14 protein-coding genes are annotated in these 14,993 nt (G+C 69.5%); 11 read left to right on the top strand and 3 right to left on the bottom strand.

All coding sequences use genetic code 11. The features are described from left to right. Nucleotides 1-215 precede the first annotated feature (215 nt). Both IM708_RS08920 and IM708_RS08915 read right to left on the bottom strand, forming a co-directional pair. Complete coding sequence (locus IM708_RS08920; protein WP_209426169.1) at nucleotides 216-539, bottom strand: DUF3775 domain-containing protein; 324 nt, start codon at nucleotides 537-539, stop codon at nucleotides 216-218. Between the two features lie 110 nt (nucleotides 540-649). Further along, entirely contained in the window at nucleotides 650-1,156 is a 507-nt protein-coding gene (locus IM708_RS08915) for a flavin reductase family protein (RefSeq protein WP_245243092.1), read from the bottom strand. Nucleotides 1,157-1,327: 171 nt separating this feature from the next. Between IM708_RS08915 and IM708_RS08910 the strand changes: the two genes are divergently transcribed. The 3 genes from IM708_RS08910 to preA all read left to right on the top strand — a co-directional run bounded on the left by IM708_RS08910 (nucleotide 1,328) and on the right by preA (nucleotide 5,056). After that, nucleotides 1,328-2,263 carry a nucleoside hydrolase gene (locus IM708_RS08910; RefSeq protein WP_209426167.1) on the top strand — a complete coding sequence of 312 codons (936 nt, stop codon included), beginning with the start codon at nucleotides 1,328-1,330 and terminating at the stop codon, nucleotides 2,261-2,263. A 189-nt stretch (nucleotides 2,264-2,452) separates the two neighbouring features. Continuing rightward, nucleotides 2,453-3,742 carry an NAD(P)-dependent oxidoreductase gene (locus IM708_RS08905; RefSeq protein ID WP_245243091.1) on the top strand — a complete coding sequence of 430 codons (1,290 nt, stop codon included), beginning with the start codon at nucleotides 2,453-2,455 and terminating at the stop codon, nucleotides 3,740-3,742. A 12-nt stretch (nucleotides 3,743-3,754) separates the two neighbouring features. Beyond that, nucleotides 3,755-5,056, top strand: coding sequence for an NAD-dependent dihydropyrimidine dehydrogenase subunit PreA (gene preA, locus IM708_RS08900; protein ID WP_209426163.1), 1,302 nt, complete (start codon nucleotides 3,755-3,757; stop codon nucleotides 5,054-5,056). Nucleotides 5,057-5,303: 247 nt separating this feature from the next. Here the strand turns inward: preA and IM708_RS08895 are convergent, their stop codons facing one another. Continuing rightward, on the bottom strand, nucleotides 5,304-5,711 hold the full coding sequence (locus IM708_RS08895; RefSeq protein ID WP_209426161.1) for a hypothetical protein: 408 nt from the start codon (nucleotides 5,709-5,711) through the stop codon (nucleotides 5,304-5,306). Nucleotides 5,712-5,879: 168 nt separating this feature from the next. On the opposite strand from IM708_RS08895, the gene ggt reads away from it, so the two are divergent. The 8 genes from ggt (at nucleotide 5,880) to IM708_RS08855 (ending at nucleotide 14,934) form a co-directional block, all read left to right on the top strand. Next, nucleotides 5,880-7,637 carry a gamma-glutamyltransferase gene (gene ggt / locus IM708_RS08890; protein ID WP_245243088.1) on the top strand — a complete coding sequence of 586 codons (1,758 nt, stop codon included), beginning with the start codon at nucleotides 5,880-5,882 and terminating at the stop codon, nucleotides 7,635-7,637. Nucleotides 7,638-7,838: 201 nt separating this feature from the next. Then, entirely contained in the window at nucleotides 7,839-9,329 is a 1,491-nt protein-coding gene (locus IM708_RS08885) for an aldehyde dehydrogenase family protein (protein ID WP_209426159.1), read from the top strand. 325 nt (nucleotides 9,330-9,654) lie between these two features. Further along, nucleotides 9,655-11,049, top strand: a complete 1,395-nt coding sequence (gene cysG, locus IM708_RS08880) for a siroheme synthase CysG (protein WP_209426157.1) — start codon at nucleotides 9,655-9,657, stop codon at nucleotides 11,047-11,049. 1 nt (nucleotide 11,050) lies between these two features. After that, entirely contained in the window at nucleotides 11,051-11,341 is a 291-nt protein-coding gene (locus IM708_RS08875) for a DUF2849 domain-containing protein (protein ID WP_209426156.1), read from the top strand. Between the two features lie 15 nt (nucleotides 11,342-11,356). Continuing rightward, nucleotides 11,357-13,024, top strand: a complete 1,668-nt coding sequence (locus IM708_RS08870) for a nitrite/sulfite reductase (RefSeq protein ID WP_209426155.1) — start codon at nucleotides 11,357-11,359, stop codon at nucleotides 13,022-13,024. Further along, nucleotides 13,014-13,748, top strand: a complete 735-nt coding sequence (locus IM708_RS08865) for a phosphoadenylyl-sulfate reductase (RefSeq protein WP_209426154.1) — start codon at nucleotides 13,014-13,016, stop codon at nucleotides 13,746-13,748. The genes IM708_RS08870 and IM708_RS08865 overlap by 11 nt, the downstream gene beginning before the upstream one ends. Next, on the top strand, nucleotides 13,745-14,152 hold the full coding sequence (locus IM708_RS08860; protein ID WP_209426153.1) for a DUF934 domain-containing protein: 408 nt from the start codon (nucleotides 13,745-13,747) through the stop codon (nucleotides 14,150-14,152). The genes IM708_RS08865 and IM708_RS08860 overlap by 4 nt, the downstream gene beginning before the upstream one ends. Beyond that, nucleotides 14,149-14,934 (top strand): ferredoxin--NADP reductase, encoded by a 786-nt coding sequence (locus IM708_RS08855; RefSeq protein WP_209426152.1) that lies wholly within the window; start codon nucleotides 14,149-14,151, stop codon nucleotides 14,932-14,934. Before IM708_RS08860 ends, IM708_RS08855 begins: the two co-directional genes overlap by 4 nt. Nucleotides 14,935-14,993 lie beyond the last annotated feature (59 nt).

Genomic DNA, 14,993 nt, shown 5'->3' with positions numbered 1-14,993 from the left:
ATCCGGGCGATCGCGAAGGATGTGCCTTGCCGGACGGTGGCGGGAACATCACGCCCCGTCGCAATGCTTGAAATCCGGTTAAGATTTTTTGGCTTATCGAATGATGTCATGGAGTTGGTTCTTGGTCCACGCGTGGACCGCCGCCGATTTCGTCGTCGGATCACACCTCCGGGGACAGGAATCGATGCGTCGGCGCGTCCGCAGTCGGGGGGCGCTCAGCGTTCGAAGAAGTCTTCCTCGGCATCGGTGACGTCGATCCCCAGCGCCTCGAGCCCGGCTTCGAGGTTCTCGGCCAGATGCGGCATGCCCTGCAGGTAGTCCGCGGTCGGCGTCGTCGCCTCGGCATAGGCGGTGGCGACGGCCTCGTCGAAATCCTCGGGTTCGAAGGCGCCGCGGCCGATCCAGGCAATCGCGGTCAGATGCGCCTGCTCGTCGGCGTTGAGCGAGTCGATGAAGGCGCGCAACTCGCTCGCGCGGCGCGCTTGGCGCGCCTGAAAGATGATGTGGACCACCTTCTTGGTGCTGATTTCGGGCGACATCGCAACCTCCCTTCGCAGGGAGTGTCGCCGCAACCGCGCGCCGGTGCAAGAGAAACCATGCGTGGCTGACGCGCGCGCGCGAAAGCGTACCCGGGGGATGGCGGCGCGGGTCAGTCCTTTGTCGTGGCGAAGCTTCCGTAGTGCCCGGCGCTGAAGATCAACGGCGCGCCCTCGCGCGATGCTGCGCGCAGCACCTCGCCCACGACGATGACATGGTCGCCCCCGTCATGCACGGCGCGGCGGCGGCATTCGAAGCGCGCCAGGCAATCGGTCAGCAGCGGCACGCCCTCGGCGCCACGCTCGACCCCGGGAAGATCGAAATCGAGCCCGTCGCGCGCGAAATGGCGGCCAAGCGCGAACTGCTCGGCGCCCAGCACATGGATCGCGTAATGCGTGGCCGAGGCAAAGGCCGCAAACCGGCGCGAGGCGCGCGCCGGCGCCCAGAGAACCAGCGGCGGGTCGAGCGAGAGCGACGCGAAGCTGTTGGCGGTGATGCCGACCGGGCCCTTGGCGCCGACCGTCGTGACCACGGTCACGCCGGTGGCGAACAGCCCCAGCACGGCGCGGTAGTGCCGTTCGGTCCCGGGGCCGGGGATGAAGCTGTCGCCATCGACCATCGGCTGAAAAGATCCTTCCATCGCACGGCTCGTCCTGTTCCCGATCTTCCCTGCCGCAACGTCAGATGCGCGACAACCCTTGAATTAGCCCGGTGCGGCGGATTGGCCAGCCCGGCCCCTCGACAAGCCAGAGGCAAACGCTAGGTACGGCAGCCTGAGAATGGAGGCCGAATGGCGCGCAAGATCATCATCGACACCGACCCCGGTCAGGACGACGCCGTCGCGATCCTGCTGGCGCTGGCCAGCCCGGAGCTGGACCTGCTGGGCATCACCTGCGTTGCGGGGAACGTGCCGCTGCCCCTGACCTCGCGCAATGCCCGGATCGTCTGCGAACTGGCCGAGCGGCCCGAGGTGAAGGTCTTTGCCGGCTGCGACCGTCCGATGAAGCGCCAACTGGTCACGGCGGAACATGTCCACGGCAAGACCGGCCTCGACGGGATCGACCTGCCCGATCCCGCGATGCCGCTGCAGACGACGCACGCCGTCGATTTCCTGATCGAGACGTTGCGGCGCGAACCGGTGGGCAGCGTCACGCTTGTTCCCATCGGGCCGCTGACGAACATCGCGACCGCGATGGCCCGCGCGCCCGACATCGTGCCGCGGATCGAGCGGATCGTCCTCATGGGCGGGGCGTATTTCGAGGTCGGCAACATCACCCCCGCGGCCGAGTTCAACATTTTTGTCGACCCCGAAGCCGCGGCGATCGTCTTCGCCGCGGGCGTGCCGATCACGATGATTCCGCTGGACGTCACGCACCAGGCGCTGACCACGCGCCCGCGGGTCGAGGCGTTTCGCGTCCTGCCCGGCCGCGTCGGCCCGGCGGTGGCCGGCTGGACCGATTTCTTCGAGCGGTTCGACAAGGACAAGTACGGAACCGAAGGCGCGCCGCTGCACGACCCCTGCACGATCGCCTGGCTTCTGAACCCCGACCTGTTCAACGGCCGCGAGGTCAATGTCGAGATCGAGACCGAAGGCCGCCTGACGCTGGGCATGACCGTCGTCGATTACTGGCGGGTGACCGACCGCGCGCCCAACGCAACCTTCCTGCGCGAGATCGACGCCGACGGCTTTTTCGCGCTGCTGACGGAACGGCTTGCGCGCCTCTGAGGTCTGCGCCGCGCCGCTTTTCCGGGCGGTTGGCGCGCGACGGGGAACAATCCGGCGCGGGCCATTTTTTACCTGTTGATAAAATTTCATGATGTGGCAGCATGCGGCGACGGCAACGCAGCAACCCGATATCCCGGAGGTAGCCCCGTGACCATTACCCCGCAGACGGACGGCATCCGATCCGGCCGGCTGGATCGCGCCACGCTGGCCGAGAACTTCGACGATTTCTATCCCTGTTTCGATGATCACGAGGCGCGCGTTGCCGCCGACCGCTGCTATTTCTGCTACGACGCGCCCTGCATCACCGCCTGCCCGACGGCGATCGACATCCCGCTGTTCATCCGGCAGATTCAGGCCGGCCAGCCCGAGGCGGCGGCGAAGACCATCTTCGATCAGAACATCCTGGGCGGCATGTGCGCCCGCGTCTGCCCGACCGAGAACCTGTGCGAAGGCGCCTGCGTGCGCGAGATCGCCGAGGGCCAGCCGGTCGAGATCGGACGCCTGCAGCGTTACGCCACCGACACGCTGATGGCGGGCAACGCGCATCCCTATGCGCGCGCCGAACCGACGGGCAAGCGCATTGCCGTCGTCGGCGCCGGGCCCGCGGGCCTGGCCTGCGCGCATCGCTTGGCGATGAAGGGCCATGACGTCGTGATCTTCGAGGCGCGCGAAAAGCCCGGGGGCCTCAACGAATACGGGATCGCCGCCTACAAGGCCGCGAACGGCATCGCCCAGGCCGAGGTCGACTGGCTGATGCGCATCGGCGGGATCACGCTGCAGACCGGCCTTTCACTGGGCCGCGAGATCACGCTGGAGAGGTTGCGCGGCGACTTCGACGCGGTGTTCCTGGGGATCGGGCTGGGCGGTGTCAACGCGTTGTCCGCGCCCGGCGAGGAAAAGGCCGGCGTGCGCCCGGCGGTCGAGTTCATCGCCGAGTTGCGCCAGGCCGAGGATCTGGCGGCGCTGCCCATCGGCCGGCACGTCGTGGTGATCGGCGGCGGCATGACCGCGGTCGACGCCGCCGTGCAGTCGAAGCTGCTGGGCGCCGAGCACGTCACCATGGTCTACCGCCGGGGGCGCGAAGCGATGGCGGCGTCGGATCATGAACTGGATCATGCCGCGACGGCGGGCGTGAAGATCGTCACCCATGCCATGCCCGTGGCGATCCACGGCAACGGCGCGGTGCGCGAGATCGAGTTTGCCTATACCCGCCAGGGTGAGACCGGGCTGGAGCCGACCGGCGAAACCTTCCGCCTGAAGGCCGACCAGGTCTTCAAGGCCATCGGCCAGACGCTGGACGGCCTGCCCGATGGCCTGGAGGCCGCGCGCGGCAAGATCGCCACCGATGTCATCGGCCGGACCGCGATCCCGGGCGTCTGGGCCGGCGGCGACTGCGCGGTGGGCGAGGATCTGACCGTGGTCGCGGTCGCGCAGGGGCGCGACGCGGCCGAGGACATTCACGCAAGCCTGACGGCCTGAGGAGGGCGCAAGATGGCAGACCTGAGCACGAACTTCATCGGCATCAAGTCCCCGAACCCCTACTGGCTGGCCAGCGCGCCGCCGACCGACAAGGAATACAATGTCGTGCGCGCCTTCAAGGCGGGCTGGGGCGGGGTGGTGTGGAAGACGCTGGGGGCCGAGGGGCCGCCGGTGGTCAACGTCAACGGCCCGCGCTACGGCGCGATCTGGGGCGCCGACCGGCGGTTGCTGGGGCTCAACAACATCGAGCTGATCACCGACCGGCCGCTGCAGGTGAACCTGCAGGAGATCAAGCGCGTCAAGCGCGACTGGCCGGACCGCGCGATGGTCGTCAGCCTGATGGTGCCCTGCGACGAGGAGTCGTGGAAGTCGATCCTGAAGGCCGTGGAAGAGACCGAGGTCGACGGGGTGGAGCTGAACTTCGGCTGCCCGCACGGGATGAGCGAACGCGGCATGGGATCGGCCGTGGGGCAGGTGCCGGAATACATCGAGATGGTCACGCGCTGGGTGAAGCAGCATTCGCGCATGCCCTGCATCGTGAAGCTGACGCCGAACGTCACCGATATCCGCAAGCCCGCGGAGGCGGCGAAGCGGGGCGGGGCGGATGCGGTGAGCCTGATCAACACGATCAACTCGATCACCTCGGTCAACCTGGACACGTTCAGCCCCGAGCCGATGATCGACGGCAAGGGCGCGCATGGCGGCTACTGCGGCCCGGCGGTGAAACCCATCGCGCTGAACATGGTTGCCGAAATCGCGCGCAACCCCGAAACGGCGGGTCTGCCGATCAGCGGCATCGGCGGGGCGACGACCTGGCGCGACGCGGCCGAGTTCATGGCGCTGGGGGCGGGGACCGTGCAGGTCTGCACGGCGGCGATGACCTACGGCTTCGGGATCATAAAGGAACTGACCGCGGGGCTGTCGCTCTACATGGATCAGAAGGGCTTTACCTCGGTCGACGAGTTGGTGGGACGGGCGGTGCCGAACGTGACCGACTGGCAGTACCTGAACCTGAACTACGTCACCAAGGCGCGGATCGACCAGGACCTCTGCATCCAGTGCGGGCGGTGCTTCGCGGCCTGCGAGGATACCAGCCACCAGGCGATCGCCATGAAACCCGGCCGCGTGTTCGAGGTGATCGACGCCGAATGCGTGGCCTGCAACCTCTGCGTCAATGTCTGCCCGGTGGAGGACTGCATCACGATGGAGACACTGCCGAAGGGCGCGGTCGACCCGCGCACCGGCGAGGAGGTGCGCGAGTATGCCAACTGGACGACGCATCCCAACAACCCGATGGCAAAAGCGGCCGAGTAGGCGACGGTGCCGAACGGGGTGCTCAAATTTGAGCACTCCGCCAAGACCTTGATTTAAAGCGGTATTCCGCCGGCGTTAACCGCAATGAAACTTTTGGCAAGGCGGGCGCCGGGCCATCTGGCCGCTGCGCGCGTGGCATCGCGTGGCATCGCGTGGCTTGCCGGTTCTTTCCCGGCGTGCCGGAAGCCCGAGGCGCAAGCGCCTTCCGGGCGTACAGGCCGGGGTTTCACGCGGTCGGCGGGTTTTGTCAGAGTTTGATATCGACCTGATGTTCGGTCGTGGGCCGGGCGGCGCCGGATCGGGCGTAGGGCGAGGGGTCATCGGCGGGGGCGGGCGACTCCGTCTCGCGCGCCGACATCGTGTCCAGATCCTCGGGGTCGGGGTGCACCTCGGGCGGGGCCATCGCGGCTTCGCGCAGGTGTTGCAGCACGTTGATCGTGAAGGCCGGCGGCGGTCCGACGGGTTGATCGCGCCGCGTGGTCAGGCGCACATCGGCGGCGGTCAGGGCGGGGTCGACCGGACGCAGCGCCCGCGCGGTTTCAGCCTCGCGCGCGGCGCGGATCTTTCGCTGCGTGTCCATCCCCAGCGCGCCCGCGGTATCGCGGGACTGCGGCGTTGCCGGTTGCGGCACGATCGGTGGCAGGGTGGGGGTCATGGCAGCACCAGACCTTTCGATTGAATGGCTGCCCGCCACTTTCGCAAATCGTCGTTAACACTTCGTGCACTTTTCAACCTTTTAGAAAGCTTGGTAAACGCAGGGTTGACGCAGAGCGGCTCGCAAGGTGAAAATCCCTAGACTGCACACACGCAACGGGGGATGCGCATGCGCCGTCTGGTCCGATCCGCACTTTTCACCGCCGCAGCCGTCGCCGCCGCCAGCGGCCCGGTACTGGGGCAGACCGCCGCAACGCTGGAACAGGCGCTACCCGAGGCCACGCAGGCGCTTGCCGCGCGCGAGTCGGTCGAGGCGCGCGAGTTCATGGTCGCCGCGGCGCATCCGCTGGCGGTCGAGGTCGGGCATGACATCCTGGCGCGCGGCGGGTCGGCCGCCGATGCCGCGGTCGCGGTGCAGGCGATGCTGACGCTGGTGGAGCCGCAAAGCTCGGGCCTGGGCGGGGGTGGATTCCTGCTTTACTGGAACGCCGCGACGGAAAGCCTGACCACGTTCGATGCGCGCGAACGCGCGCCCGCCGCGGCGGATGAAGGCTACTGGCTGGATGCCGAGGGAGAGCCGCTTTCCTTCTGGGATGCGGTCGTCGGGGGGCGCTCGGTCGGCGTGCCGGGGACGCCGAAGCTGCTGGAGGTGCTTCATGCCCGCCACGGCCGGCTGCCCTGGGCCGACCTGATCGACCCGGCCATCGCGCAGGCCGAGGAGGGGTTCGAGGTCAGCCCCCGGCTGGCCGGCGCCATCGCCGACGCGCAGGAACGCGGCCTGGATACATTCGACGCCACGCGCGACTATTTCTTTGACGCGGAGGGCGCGCCGCTGGCCGAGGGCACGCTGCTGCGCAACCCGGACCTGGCGCGCACCCTGCGGCTTTACGCCGATCAGGGCGCGGCACCGTTCTACGAGGGCGCGATCGCGCGCGATATCGTTGCCGCCGTGCGCACCGACACCAATCCCGGCATCCTGGAGCTGGAGGATCTGGCCAGTTACGAGGTGATCGAGCGCGCGCCGGTCTGCGTGGAATATCGCGCCCATGAGGTCTGCGGCATGGGCCCGCCCAGTTCCGGCGCGCTGACCGTGGGGCAGATCCTCGGCATGCTGGAGGGGTTCGACCTGCGCGAGATCGGCCCCGGCGCCGAGGCCGCGCACCTGCTGCTGGAGGCGGGACGGCTGGCCTTTGCCGACCGCGCCCTCTACATGGCCGACGCCGATTTCGTGTCCATGCCGGAGGGGCTGCTGGACCGCGACTACCTGCGCGACCGCGCCGCGCTGATCGACCCCGAGACCTCGATGGGTCAGGCCGAGGCCGGCGATCCGCCCTGGGAGGACGCGCATCTGCGCGCGCCCGACAGCGAACGCCCGCGCAGGGGCACGACGCATTTCGTGATCGTGGACCGTTACGGCGACATGGTTTCGGCGACGACGACGATCGAGTCGGGTTTCGGATCGCGGGTGATGACCGGGGGCTTTCTGCTCAACAACGAGTTGACCGACTTCTCCTTCCGCCCCGAGGCCGACGGGCAGCCGATCGCCAACCGGGTCGAGGGCGGCAAGCGGCCGCGGTCGTCGATGTCGCCGACGGTGGTGCTGCGCGACGGCCGCCCGGCGGTGCTGGTCGGCTCGCCCGGGGGGGCGGCGATCATCGGCTACACCGCCGCGGCGATCATCGCCATCCTCGACTGGCAGATGGACCCGCAGGCGGCGATCGACCGGCCGAACATGGTCACGCTGAACGGCCCCTCAATCATCGAGGATACCGCCGAGGGGGCGGAACTGGCCGAGGCGCTGGCGGCGATGGGGCACGAGGTGTCGCTGCGCGATCTCAATTCCGGGCTGCATGTCATCGTCGTCGCGGAAGACCGGCTGATCAGCGCGGCGGATATTCGGCGCGAAGGCGCGGTGCGCGGGCAGTAGGCGGTCAGGCAAGACCTTCCTGCATCTTCAGGTCCAGGCCCCTCAGGGCGCGCGGCGCGCCGCCCTCTGGTCATCGCATCCCTGGGCGTCGGGGGCGGTGGCGCAAGCGCCGATCCTGTGGCATGGGAGGCGCATGCGAACCCGAACCGACCTTCAGAAACGCCGGAAGGCCGCACCAGGAACCAAGGAGACCGACCCGAGATGACGCACGAAGACACGCTTAAGGCCGCGGGCCTGACCGACGACATGACCCGCGGCGGCACGCTGGCCGTCCATTCCCCGATCGATGGCGCCGAGGTGGCGAAGGTCCGGGAGACCCCGCTGGACGAGGTCGCGGCGATGCGCCGGCGCGCGCAGGCGGCATTCGAGGTCTGGCGCAAGGTGCCCGCCCCGCGGCGCGGCGAACTGGTTCGCCTGCTGAGTGAGGAGTTGCGCGCGGCCAAGGCGGAACTGGGCGCCGTGGTCACGCTGGAGGCCGGCAAGATCACCTCCGAAGGCTTGGGCGAAGTGCAGGAGATGATCGACATCTGCGACTTCGCCGTGGGTCTGTCACGGCAGCTCTACGGGCTGACCATCGCCAGCGAACGGCCCGGCCACGTGATGCGCGAGACCTGGCATCCGCTGGGCCCCTGCGCCGTCATCACCGCTTTCAACTTTCCGGTCGCGGTCTGGTCGTGGAACACTGCGCTGGCGCTGGTCTGCGGCAACCCGGTGATCTGGAAGCCGTCGGACAAGAGCCCGCTGACCGCGATGACCTGCATGAAGATCGCCGAACGCGCGCTGAAGCGGTTTGGCGACGACGCGCCCGAGGGGCTGCTGCAACTGGTCATCGGCGGGGCGGAAGTCGGCGAGGCGCTGGTCACCGCGCCGGACATCGCGCTCGTCTCGGCCACTGGATCGACGCGCATGGGCCGGATCGTCGGCCCGAAGGTCGCGGAACGCTTCGGCCGGTCGATCCTGGAACTGGGCGGCAACAACGCGATGATCGTCGCGCCCTCGGCCGATCTGGACATGGCGGTGCGCGGGATCGTGTTTTCGGCGGTCGGCACCGCCGGGCAGCGCTGCACCTCGCTGCGCCGGCTGATCGTGCATGAAAGCATCGCCGAAGACCTGGTCGCCCGGCTGACTAAAGCCTATGCGAGCCTGCCCATCGGCGATCCGCGCAAGAAGGGCACGCTGGTCGGCCCGCTGATCGACGCAGGCGCGCGCGACCGGATGCAGGCGGCGCTGGAACGCGCCCGCGCCGACGGCGGCACGGTCCATGGCGGCGCACCCGCCGAAACCGGCCTGGGCGGCGCCTATGTCGCGCCCGCCCTGGTCGAGATGCCGGGCCAGACCGACGTGGTCTGCGAGGAAACCTTTGCGCCGATCCTATACGTCATGCGCTACAGCGATTTCGACGAGGCGCTGGCCCTGCACAATGCCGTGCCGCAGGGGCTGTCGTCGTGCATCTTCACGCTGAACCTGCGCGAGGCCGAGGCCTTCCTGCAGCATTCGGATTGCGGGATCACCAACGTCAACATCGGCCCCTCGGGCGCCGAGATCGGCGGCGCCTTCGGCGGCGAGAAGGAAACCGGCGGCGGGCGCGAATCGGGTTCGGACGCGTGGAAGGGCTACATGCGGCGGGCGACGAATACCGTGAACTATTCGGATGCGCTGCCGCTGGCGCAGGGCGTCAAGTTCGACGTCTGAGCGGCGGGGCCGAAGCGCAGGAACCGGCAGGGCGGGGGATCGGCACCCTCGCCCCGCACGCATTCGTGGTCGCGCCAGCGGGGGAAGATCCCCGGGCGCGACGCCAGAGCGATCCCCGAGCGCGCGCGTGCCGACCACTGGCGGCGGAGGGTTTTCCGCCCCGGCTGTTCCCGCTGGACGAAAGAGGTGCGGCCGGCAGCGAAGAGTAGAATATTTTCCGATTCTGGGGTCTATGCCACTAATAATTCCCTTTCAGGCGGCAAATACTTGAGAAAAGCGGGAAAATTTTCCATTCTGGTCGGGCCGTTTTGCCGAAGGTCCGACCATGCGCCACTTTCCGATCTTCCTTGATCTCGCCGACCGCCGGGTCCTGATTGCCGGCACCGGCGCGGTGGCCGAGGCGAAGCTGCGGCTTCTGCTGAAGACCACCGCGCGGCTGGAGCTGTACGCGCCAGAACCCGAAGCCGCACTGCGCGAACTGGCGGAAGCGCAGGGGGTGGCCCTGCATCGCCGGCCCCTGACCGCGGCCGATCTGCCCGGCGCCGCGCTGGTCTACGCCGCGCACGGCGCCGCCGCGCCGGACGCCGAAACCGCCGCCCTGGCGCGCGCGGCCGGGGTGCTGGTGAATGTCGTCGACGATCTGGAGGCGAGCGATTTCATCACCCCGGCGCTGGTCGACCGCGACCCCGTCACCGTCGCCATCGGGACCGAGGGCACCGCCCCGGTCCTGGCCCGCGCGATCAAGGCAGAAATGGAAGAACGCCTGCCGCAGCATCTGGGCACGCTGGCCGGGGCCGCACGGGGATTTCGCGGCGCGGCCGAGGCGCTGCCGCCGGGCCGGGCGCGGCGCGACTTCTGGACCGATTTTCACTTCCGCACCGGTCCCCTGGTCTTGGAACGCGAGGGCGAAGGCGGCCTGGACGCGGCGCTGGCGGCGCTGCTGGCCCGGCATCTGGCCGCCGCGCCGACCCCCGGCCGCGTCGATCTGGTAAGCGCGGGGCCAGGCGACCCCGACCTGCTGACGCTGCGCGCGCGCCGCCTGCTGGACCGCGCCGACGTGGTGATCCACGACCGGCTGGTCGCCCCCGCCATCCTGGAACTCGCCCGGCGCGAGGCGACCTTCGTCGCCGTCGGCAAGGAAGGCTTCGGCCCCTCGACCGCGCAGTCCGACATCAACGCGCTGATGATCGACCACGCCCGGCAGGGCGCGCATGTCGTGCGGCTGAAGGGCGGCGACGCGTCGATCTTCGGCCGGCTGGACGAGGAGATCGCAGCACTGGACGGCGCCGGCATCGACTGGGCGGTCACGCCCGGTGTCACCGCGGCGTCGGCCGCGGCGGCGGCCATCGGCGCCAGCCTGACGCAGCGCGCGCGCAATTCCGACCTGCGGCTGATGACGGCGCACGACCTGAAGGGCTACGCCGAACAGGACTGGCGCGCGCTGGCCCGTCCCGGCGCGGTCGCCGCGATCTACATGGGCAAGCGCGCCGCGCGCTTCGTGCAGGGGCGCATGCTGATGCATGGCGCCGATCCCGGCACGCCGGTGACGCTGGTCGAGAATGCCTCATTGCCCGCGCAGCGCATCCTGGCCAGCCGGCTGGACCGCCTGCCCGCCGATCTGGCGCAGGCCGCGCCCACGGGTCCGGTGCTGATGCTGATGGGCCTGGCCCCCCGCCGCGCCCCCGTCGCCCGCCCCGCGCTGATCGAGGAGATGGCCTGACATGCCCCGCGATTCCGACGTTCAGGTGGTCACCGCCAACCTTCTGCGCGAGGGGCATGTGGTCTGGCTGGCCGCTGACGGCAGCTGGACCCGCGATCTGTCGCGCGCACGGACCTTCGACGACAAGGCCGCGGCCGAAGCCGCACTGGCCGAGGCCGCGCGCCGCACCGATCTGGTGGTCGGCTGCTACCTGGCCCCGATGCGCGCCACGCCGCAAGGGCCCGAGCCCGTCCACTTCCGCGAAGCCTTCCGCCGCGCCGGGCCGTCGGCGCGCGCCGCGCACCCCTTCTGAACCGGAACCCGTGCCATGTATGCCTATGACGATTTCGACCGCGACTTCCTGGCCGAGCGCAACCGCCAGTTCCGCGCCCAGGTGGAGCGCCGCCTGTCGGGCGCCCTGACCGAGGAGGAGTTCCGCCCGCTGCGGCTGATGAACGGCCTCTACCTGCAGCTTCACGCCTACATGCTGCGCGTGGCCATTCCCTACGGCACGCTGAACCCCGGTCAGATGCGCAAGCTGGCCGAGGTCGGCGCGCGCTGGGACCGGGGCTACGGGCATTTCACCACGCGGCAGAACATCCAGTTCAACTGGCCGCAACTGACCGACGTGCCCGACATGCTGGACGCCCTGGCCGAGGTCGGGCTGCATGCGATCCAGACCAGCGGCAACACCATCCGCAACGTCACCGCCGACCATTTTGCGGGCGCCGCGGCGGACGAGATCGCCGATCCGCGCCCCTGGGCGGAACTGATCCGGCAATGGTCCACCGACCACCCCGAATTCCAGTTCCTGCCGCGCAAGTTCAAGATTGCGGTCACCGGCTCGCCCCACGACCGGGCGGTGACGCGGGCGCATGATATCGGGCTCAGGATGGTCCGGCGTGGCGACGAAGCGGGGTTCGAGGTGATCGTCGGCGGCGGGCTGGGGCGCACCCCGATGCTGGGCCCGGTGATCCGCGAGTTCCTGCCGGCGGATGCGTTGCTGCCCTATCTGGAAGCGATCGTCGCCACCTACAACCTGCTGGGACGGCGCGACAACAAGTACAAGGCGCGCATCAAGATAACCGTGCACGAAAACGGGATCGACCGCGTGCGCGAACTGGTCGAGGCGCGTTTCGTCCAGACACAGGCCGAATTCGACGCGGCGGCGACGGCGGCGCAGTTCGACCATATCGCCGCGCAGTTCGCGCCGCCCGTCCTGCGCGCCGCCGACCCCGCGCCCTACCACGCCGCGCGCGAGGCCGATCCGGTCTTCCGCGCCTGGGCCGATACCAACCTGCACCCGCACCGCGACCCGTCTCACGCCATCGTCACCATCAGCCTGAAAGCGCATGGCGCCACGCCGGGGGATGCGACCTCCGAGCAGATGCAGGTGATCGCGGACCTCGCCGAGGCGCATGGCTATGGCGAGATCCGCATCAGCCACGAGCAGAACGTGATCCTGCCGCATGTCGCCCGCACCGATCTGCCCGCGCTGCACGCAAGGCTGCGCCGCTACGGGCTGGCCACGGCCAATGTCGGGCTGGTGTCGGACATCATCGCCTGTCCGGGCATGGATTACTGCGCGCTGGCCACCGCGCGGTCGATCCCGGTGGCGCAGGACATCGCGGTCCATTTCGAGCGGTTGAAGCTGGAACACGACATCGGGCCGCTGAAGATCAAGATCTCGGGCTGCATCAATGCCTGCGGGCATCACCATGTCGGGCATATCGGCATCCTCGGCCTGGATCGTGCCGGGGTGGAGACCTACCAGATCACCCTGGGCGGCGACGGGACCGAGGACGCGGCCCTGGGCGAACGCACCGGCCCGGGCTTTGCCTATGACGAGATCGTGCCGGCGATCGAGCGCATCCTGCGCGCCTATCTGTCCCTGCGGAAGGGCCGCGCCGAGACGTTCCTGGCCGCCTATCGCCGCCTTGGCGCCGTGCCGTTCAAGGCCGCGCTCTATGACAAGGAGAGGGCCGATGCCGCGTGACCTGATTGCCGCCCGGACCGACCTGGCGCTTCTGAACGCCCGCTTCGCCGGACGCCCGTCCGAGGCGGCGCTGGCCCATGCGCTGTCGGGCGAACTGGGGCCGGTGGCGATGGTATCCAGCTTTGGGGCGGAATCGGCGGTGCTGCTGCACATGGTGGCGCAGGCCGACCCGGCCACGCCGATCCTGTTCATCGACACGCTGATGCTGTTTCCCGAAACGCTGGCCTATCAGCGCGATCTGGCGGCGCGGCTGGGGCTGCGCGACATTCGCGTCATCCAGCCCGACCGGCGCGACCTCTTTGCCGAGGATGCCGACGCGCTGCTGCATCGCAGCCGGCCGGATGCCTGCTGCGCGCTGCGCAAGACCCGCCCGCTGGACCGCGCGCTGGCCGGCTTCGACGGCTGGATCACCGGGCGCAAGCGCTTCCAGGGCGGCGCGCGGGCCGATCTGGACCTGTTCGAGGGCGACCCGGCGAGCGGCCGGATCAAGGTGAACCCGCTGGCCGGCTGGGACGCGCGCGCACTGGCGGGCTATATCGACCGCCACGCGCTGCCGCGGCACCCGCTGGTCGCGCGCGGCTACCCGTCCATCGGCTGCGCCCCCTGCACCGGACCCGCCGCCCCGGGCGAGGACTCGCGCGCCGGGCGCTGGCGCGGGCAGGACAAGACCGAATGCGGCATCCATGTCGTGAACGGCCGGGTCGCGCGGAGGCTGGCGTCATGAGCGTGATCGTGACCGATGCAGGCTTTGCCGTCGACGACTGGCCCCACGGCTGGGCCGAGGCGCCCGAGGGCGCGGCCGGCCTGCACCTGCCCGCCGACGCCGACGCCGAGGCGCTGCGCCCGCATCTGGCGCGGCTGGGCGCGATCCGCATCCCGTTCGCGGCCTTCAGCGACGGGCGCGGCTTCACGCTGGCGGCCACGCTGCGCCGGATGGGGTTTGCCGGGCGTCTGCGCGCGCAAGGCCATGTGATCGCCGACCAGTACGCAATGGCCCGGCGCGCGGGTTTCGACGAGGTGGAGATCGACGACGGCCTGGCCGCGCGCCAGCCTGAGGCCGACTGGCTGGCCCGCGCGAACTGGCGCGCCCATGACTACCGCGCGAGGTTGAGGGGGAGGGCGGCATGAACCAGGCGCTGCGCACCGATCTGCAGACCGTGACCGAGGTCACGCACTGGACCGACCAGCTGTTTTCCTTCCGCGTCACGCGGCCGCGCAGCCTGCGCTTCCGTTCGGGCGAGTTCGTGATGATCGGGCTGCCGGGCGCGGAGGGCAAGCCGCTGCTGCGCGCCTATTCCATCGCCTCGCCGGCCTGGGACGACACGCTGGAATTCTACTCGATCAAGGTGCCGGACGGGCCGCTGACCTCGCGCCTGCAGCACGTCCGGCCGGGCGATCCGATCATCCTGCGCCCGAAGCCCGTGGGCACGCTGGTCCATGACGCGCTGCGCCCGGGCTGGCGGCTGTGGATGCTGGCCACCGGCACCGGCTTCGCGCCCTTCGCCAGCCTGCTGCGCGACCCCGAGACCTGGGAGGGCTACGGCCGGGTGGTGGTCATGCATGCCTGCCGCACGGCGGCGGAACTGGCTTACGGGCGGCAGGTGATCTGCGCGCTGAAATCCGACCCGCTGATCGGCGCGATGGTCGGCGACCGGCTGCACTATCATCCGACGACGACGCGCGAGACGTCGCCGCGGATGGGGCGGATCACCGATCTGCTGGCCTCGGGCCGGGCCTTTGCCGAACTGCGCCAGCCCGGCCCCCTGACGGCCGAGACCGACCGGGTCATGGTCTGCGGGTCGCTGGCCTTCAACCGCGACATGTCGGCGCTCTTGAAGGACTGGGGCCTGCAGGAAGGATCGAACGCGCAACCGGGCGACTTCGTGGTCGAAAAAGCCTTTGTCGGCTAGGGGTGTGCACGCGTGCACACTTTCGCAACGCACTGAAATTGTTTCATGAAAATCCGCCG

This window comes from Pararhodobacter sp. SW119 (genome assembly GCF_017811755.1).
GTDB lineage: Bacteria > Pseudomonadota > Alphaproteobacteria > Rhodobacterales > Rhodobacteraceae > Pararhodobacter.
The sequence above is the reverse complement of the archived record's forward strand: the minus strand, read 5'-3'. Positions and strand labels throughout refer to the sequence as shown.

What these genes read in the sequence shown, in the direction of transcription:
- IM708_RS08920 (WP_209426169.1), bottom strand. Translation starts at nt 539, where the DNA reads ATGTCGCCCGAAATCAGCACCAAGAAGGTGGTCCACATCATCTTTCAG.
- IM708_RS08915 (WP_245243092.1), bottom strand. Translation starts at nt 1,156, where the DNA reads ATGGTCGATGGCGACAGCTTCATCCCCGGCCCCGGGACCGAACGGCAC.
- IM708_RS08910 (WP_209426167.1), top strand. Translation starts at nt 1,328, where the DNA reads ATGGCGCGCAAGATCATCATCGACACCGACCCCGGTCAGGACGACGCC.
- preA (WP_209426163.1), top strand. Translation starts at nt 3,755, where the DNA reads ATGGCAGACCTGAGCACGAACTTCATCGGCATCAAGTCCCCGAACCCC.
- IM708_RS08895 (WP_209426161.1), bottom strand. Translation starts at nt 5,711, where the DNA reads ATGACCCCCACCCTGCCACCGATCGTGCCGCAACCGGCAACGCCGCAG.
- ggt (WP_245243088.1), top strand. Translation starts at nt 5,880, where the DNA reads ATGCGCCGTCTGGTCCGATCCGCACTTTTCACCGCCGCAGCCGTCGCC.
- IM708_RS08885 (WP_209426159.1), top strand. Translation starts at nt 7,839, where the DNA reads ATGACGCACGAAGACACGCTTAAGGCCGCGGGCCTGACCGACGACATG.
- cysG (WP_209426157.1), top strand. Translation starts at nt 9,655, where the DNA reads ATGCGCCACTTTCCGATCTTCCTTGATCTCGCCGACCGCCGGGTCCTG.
- IM708_RS08875 (WP_209426156.1), top strand. Translation starts at nt 11,051, where the DNA reads ATGCCCCGCGATTCCGACGTTCAGGTGGTCACCGCCAACCTTCTGCGC.
- IM708_RS08870 (WP_209426155.1), top strand. Translation starts at nt 11,357, where the DNA reads ATGTATGCCTATGACGATTTCGACCGCGACTTCCTGGCCGAGCGCAAC.
- IM708_RS08865 (WP_209426154.1), top strand. Translation starts at nt 13,014, where the DNA reads ATGCCGCGTGACCTGATTGCCGCCCGGACCGACCTGGCGCTTCTGAAC.
- IM708_RS08860 (WP_209426153.1), top strand. Translation starts at nt 13,745, where the DNA reads ATGAGCGTGATCGTGACCGATGCAGGCTTTGCCGTCGACGACTGGCCC.
- IM708_RS08855 (WP_209426152.1), top strand. Translation starts at nt 14,149, where the DNA reads ATGAACCAGGCGCTGCGCACCGATCTGCAGACCGTGACCGAGGTCACG.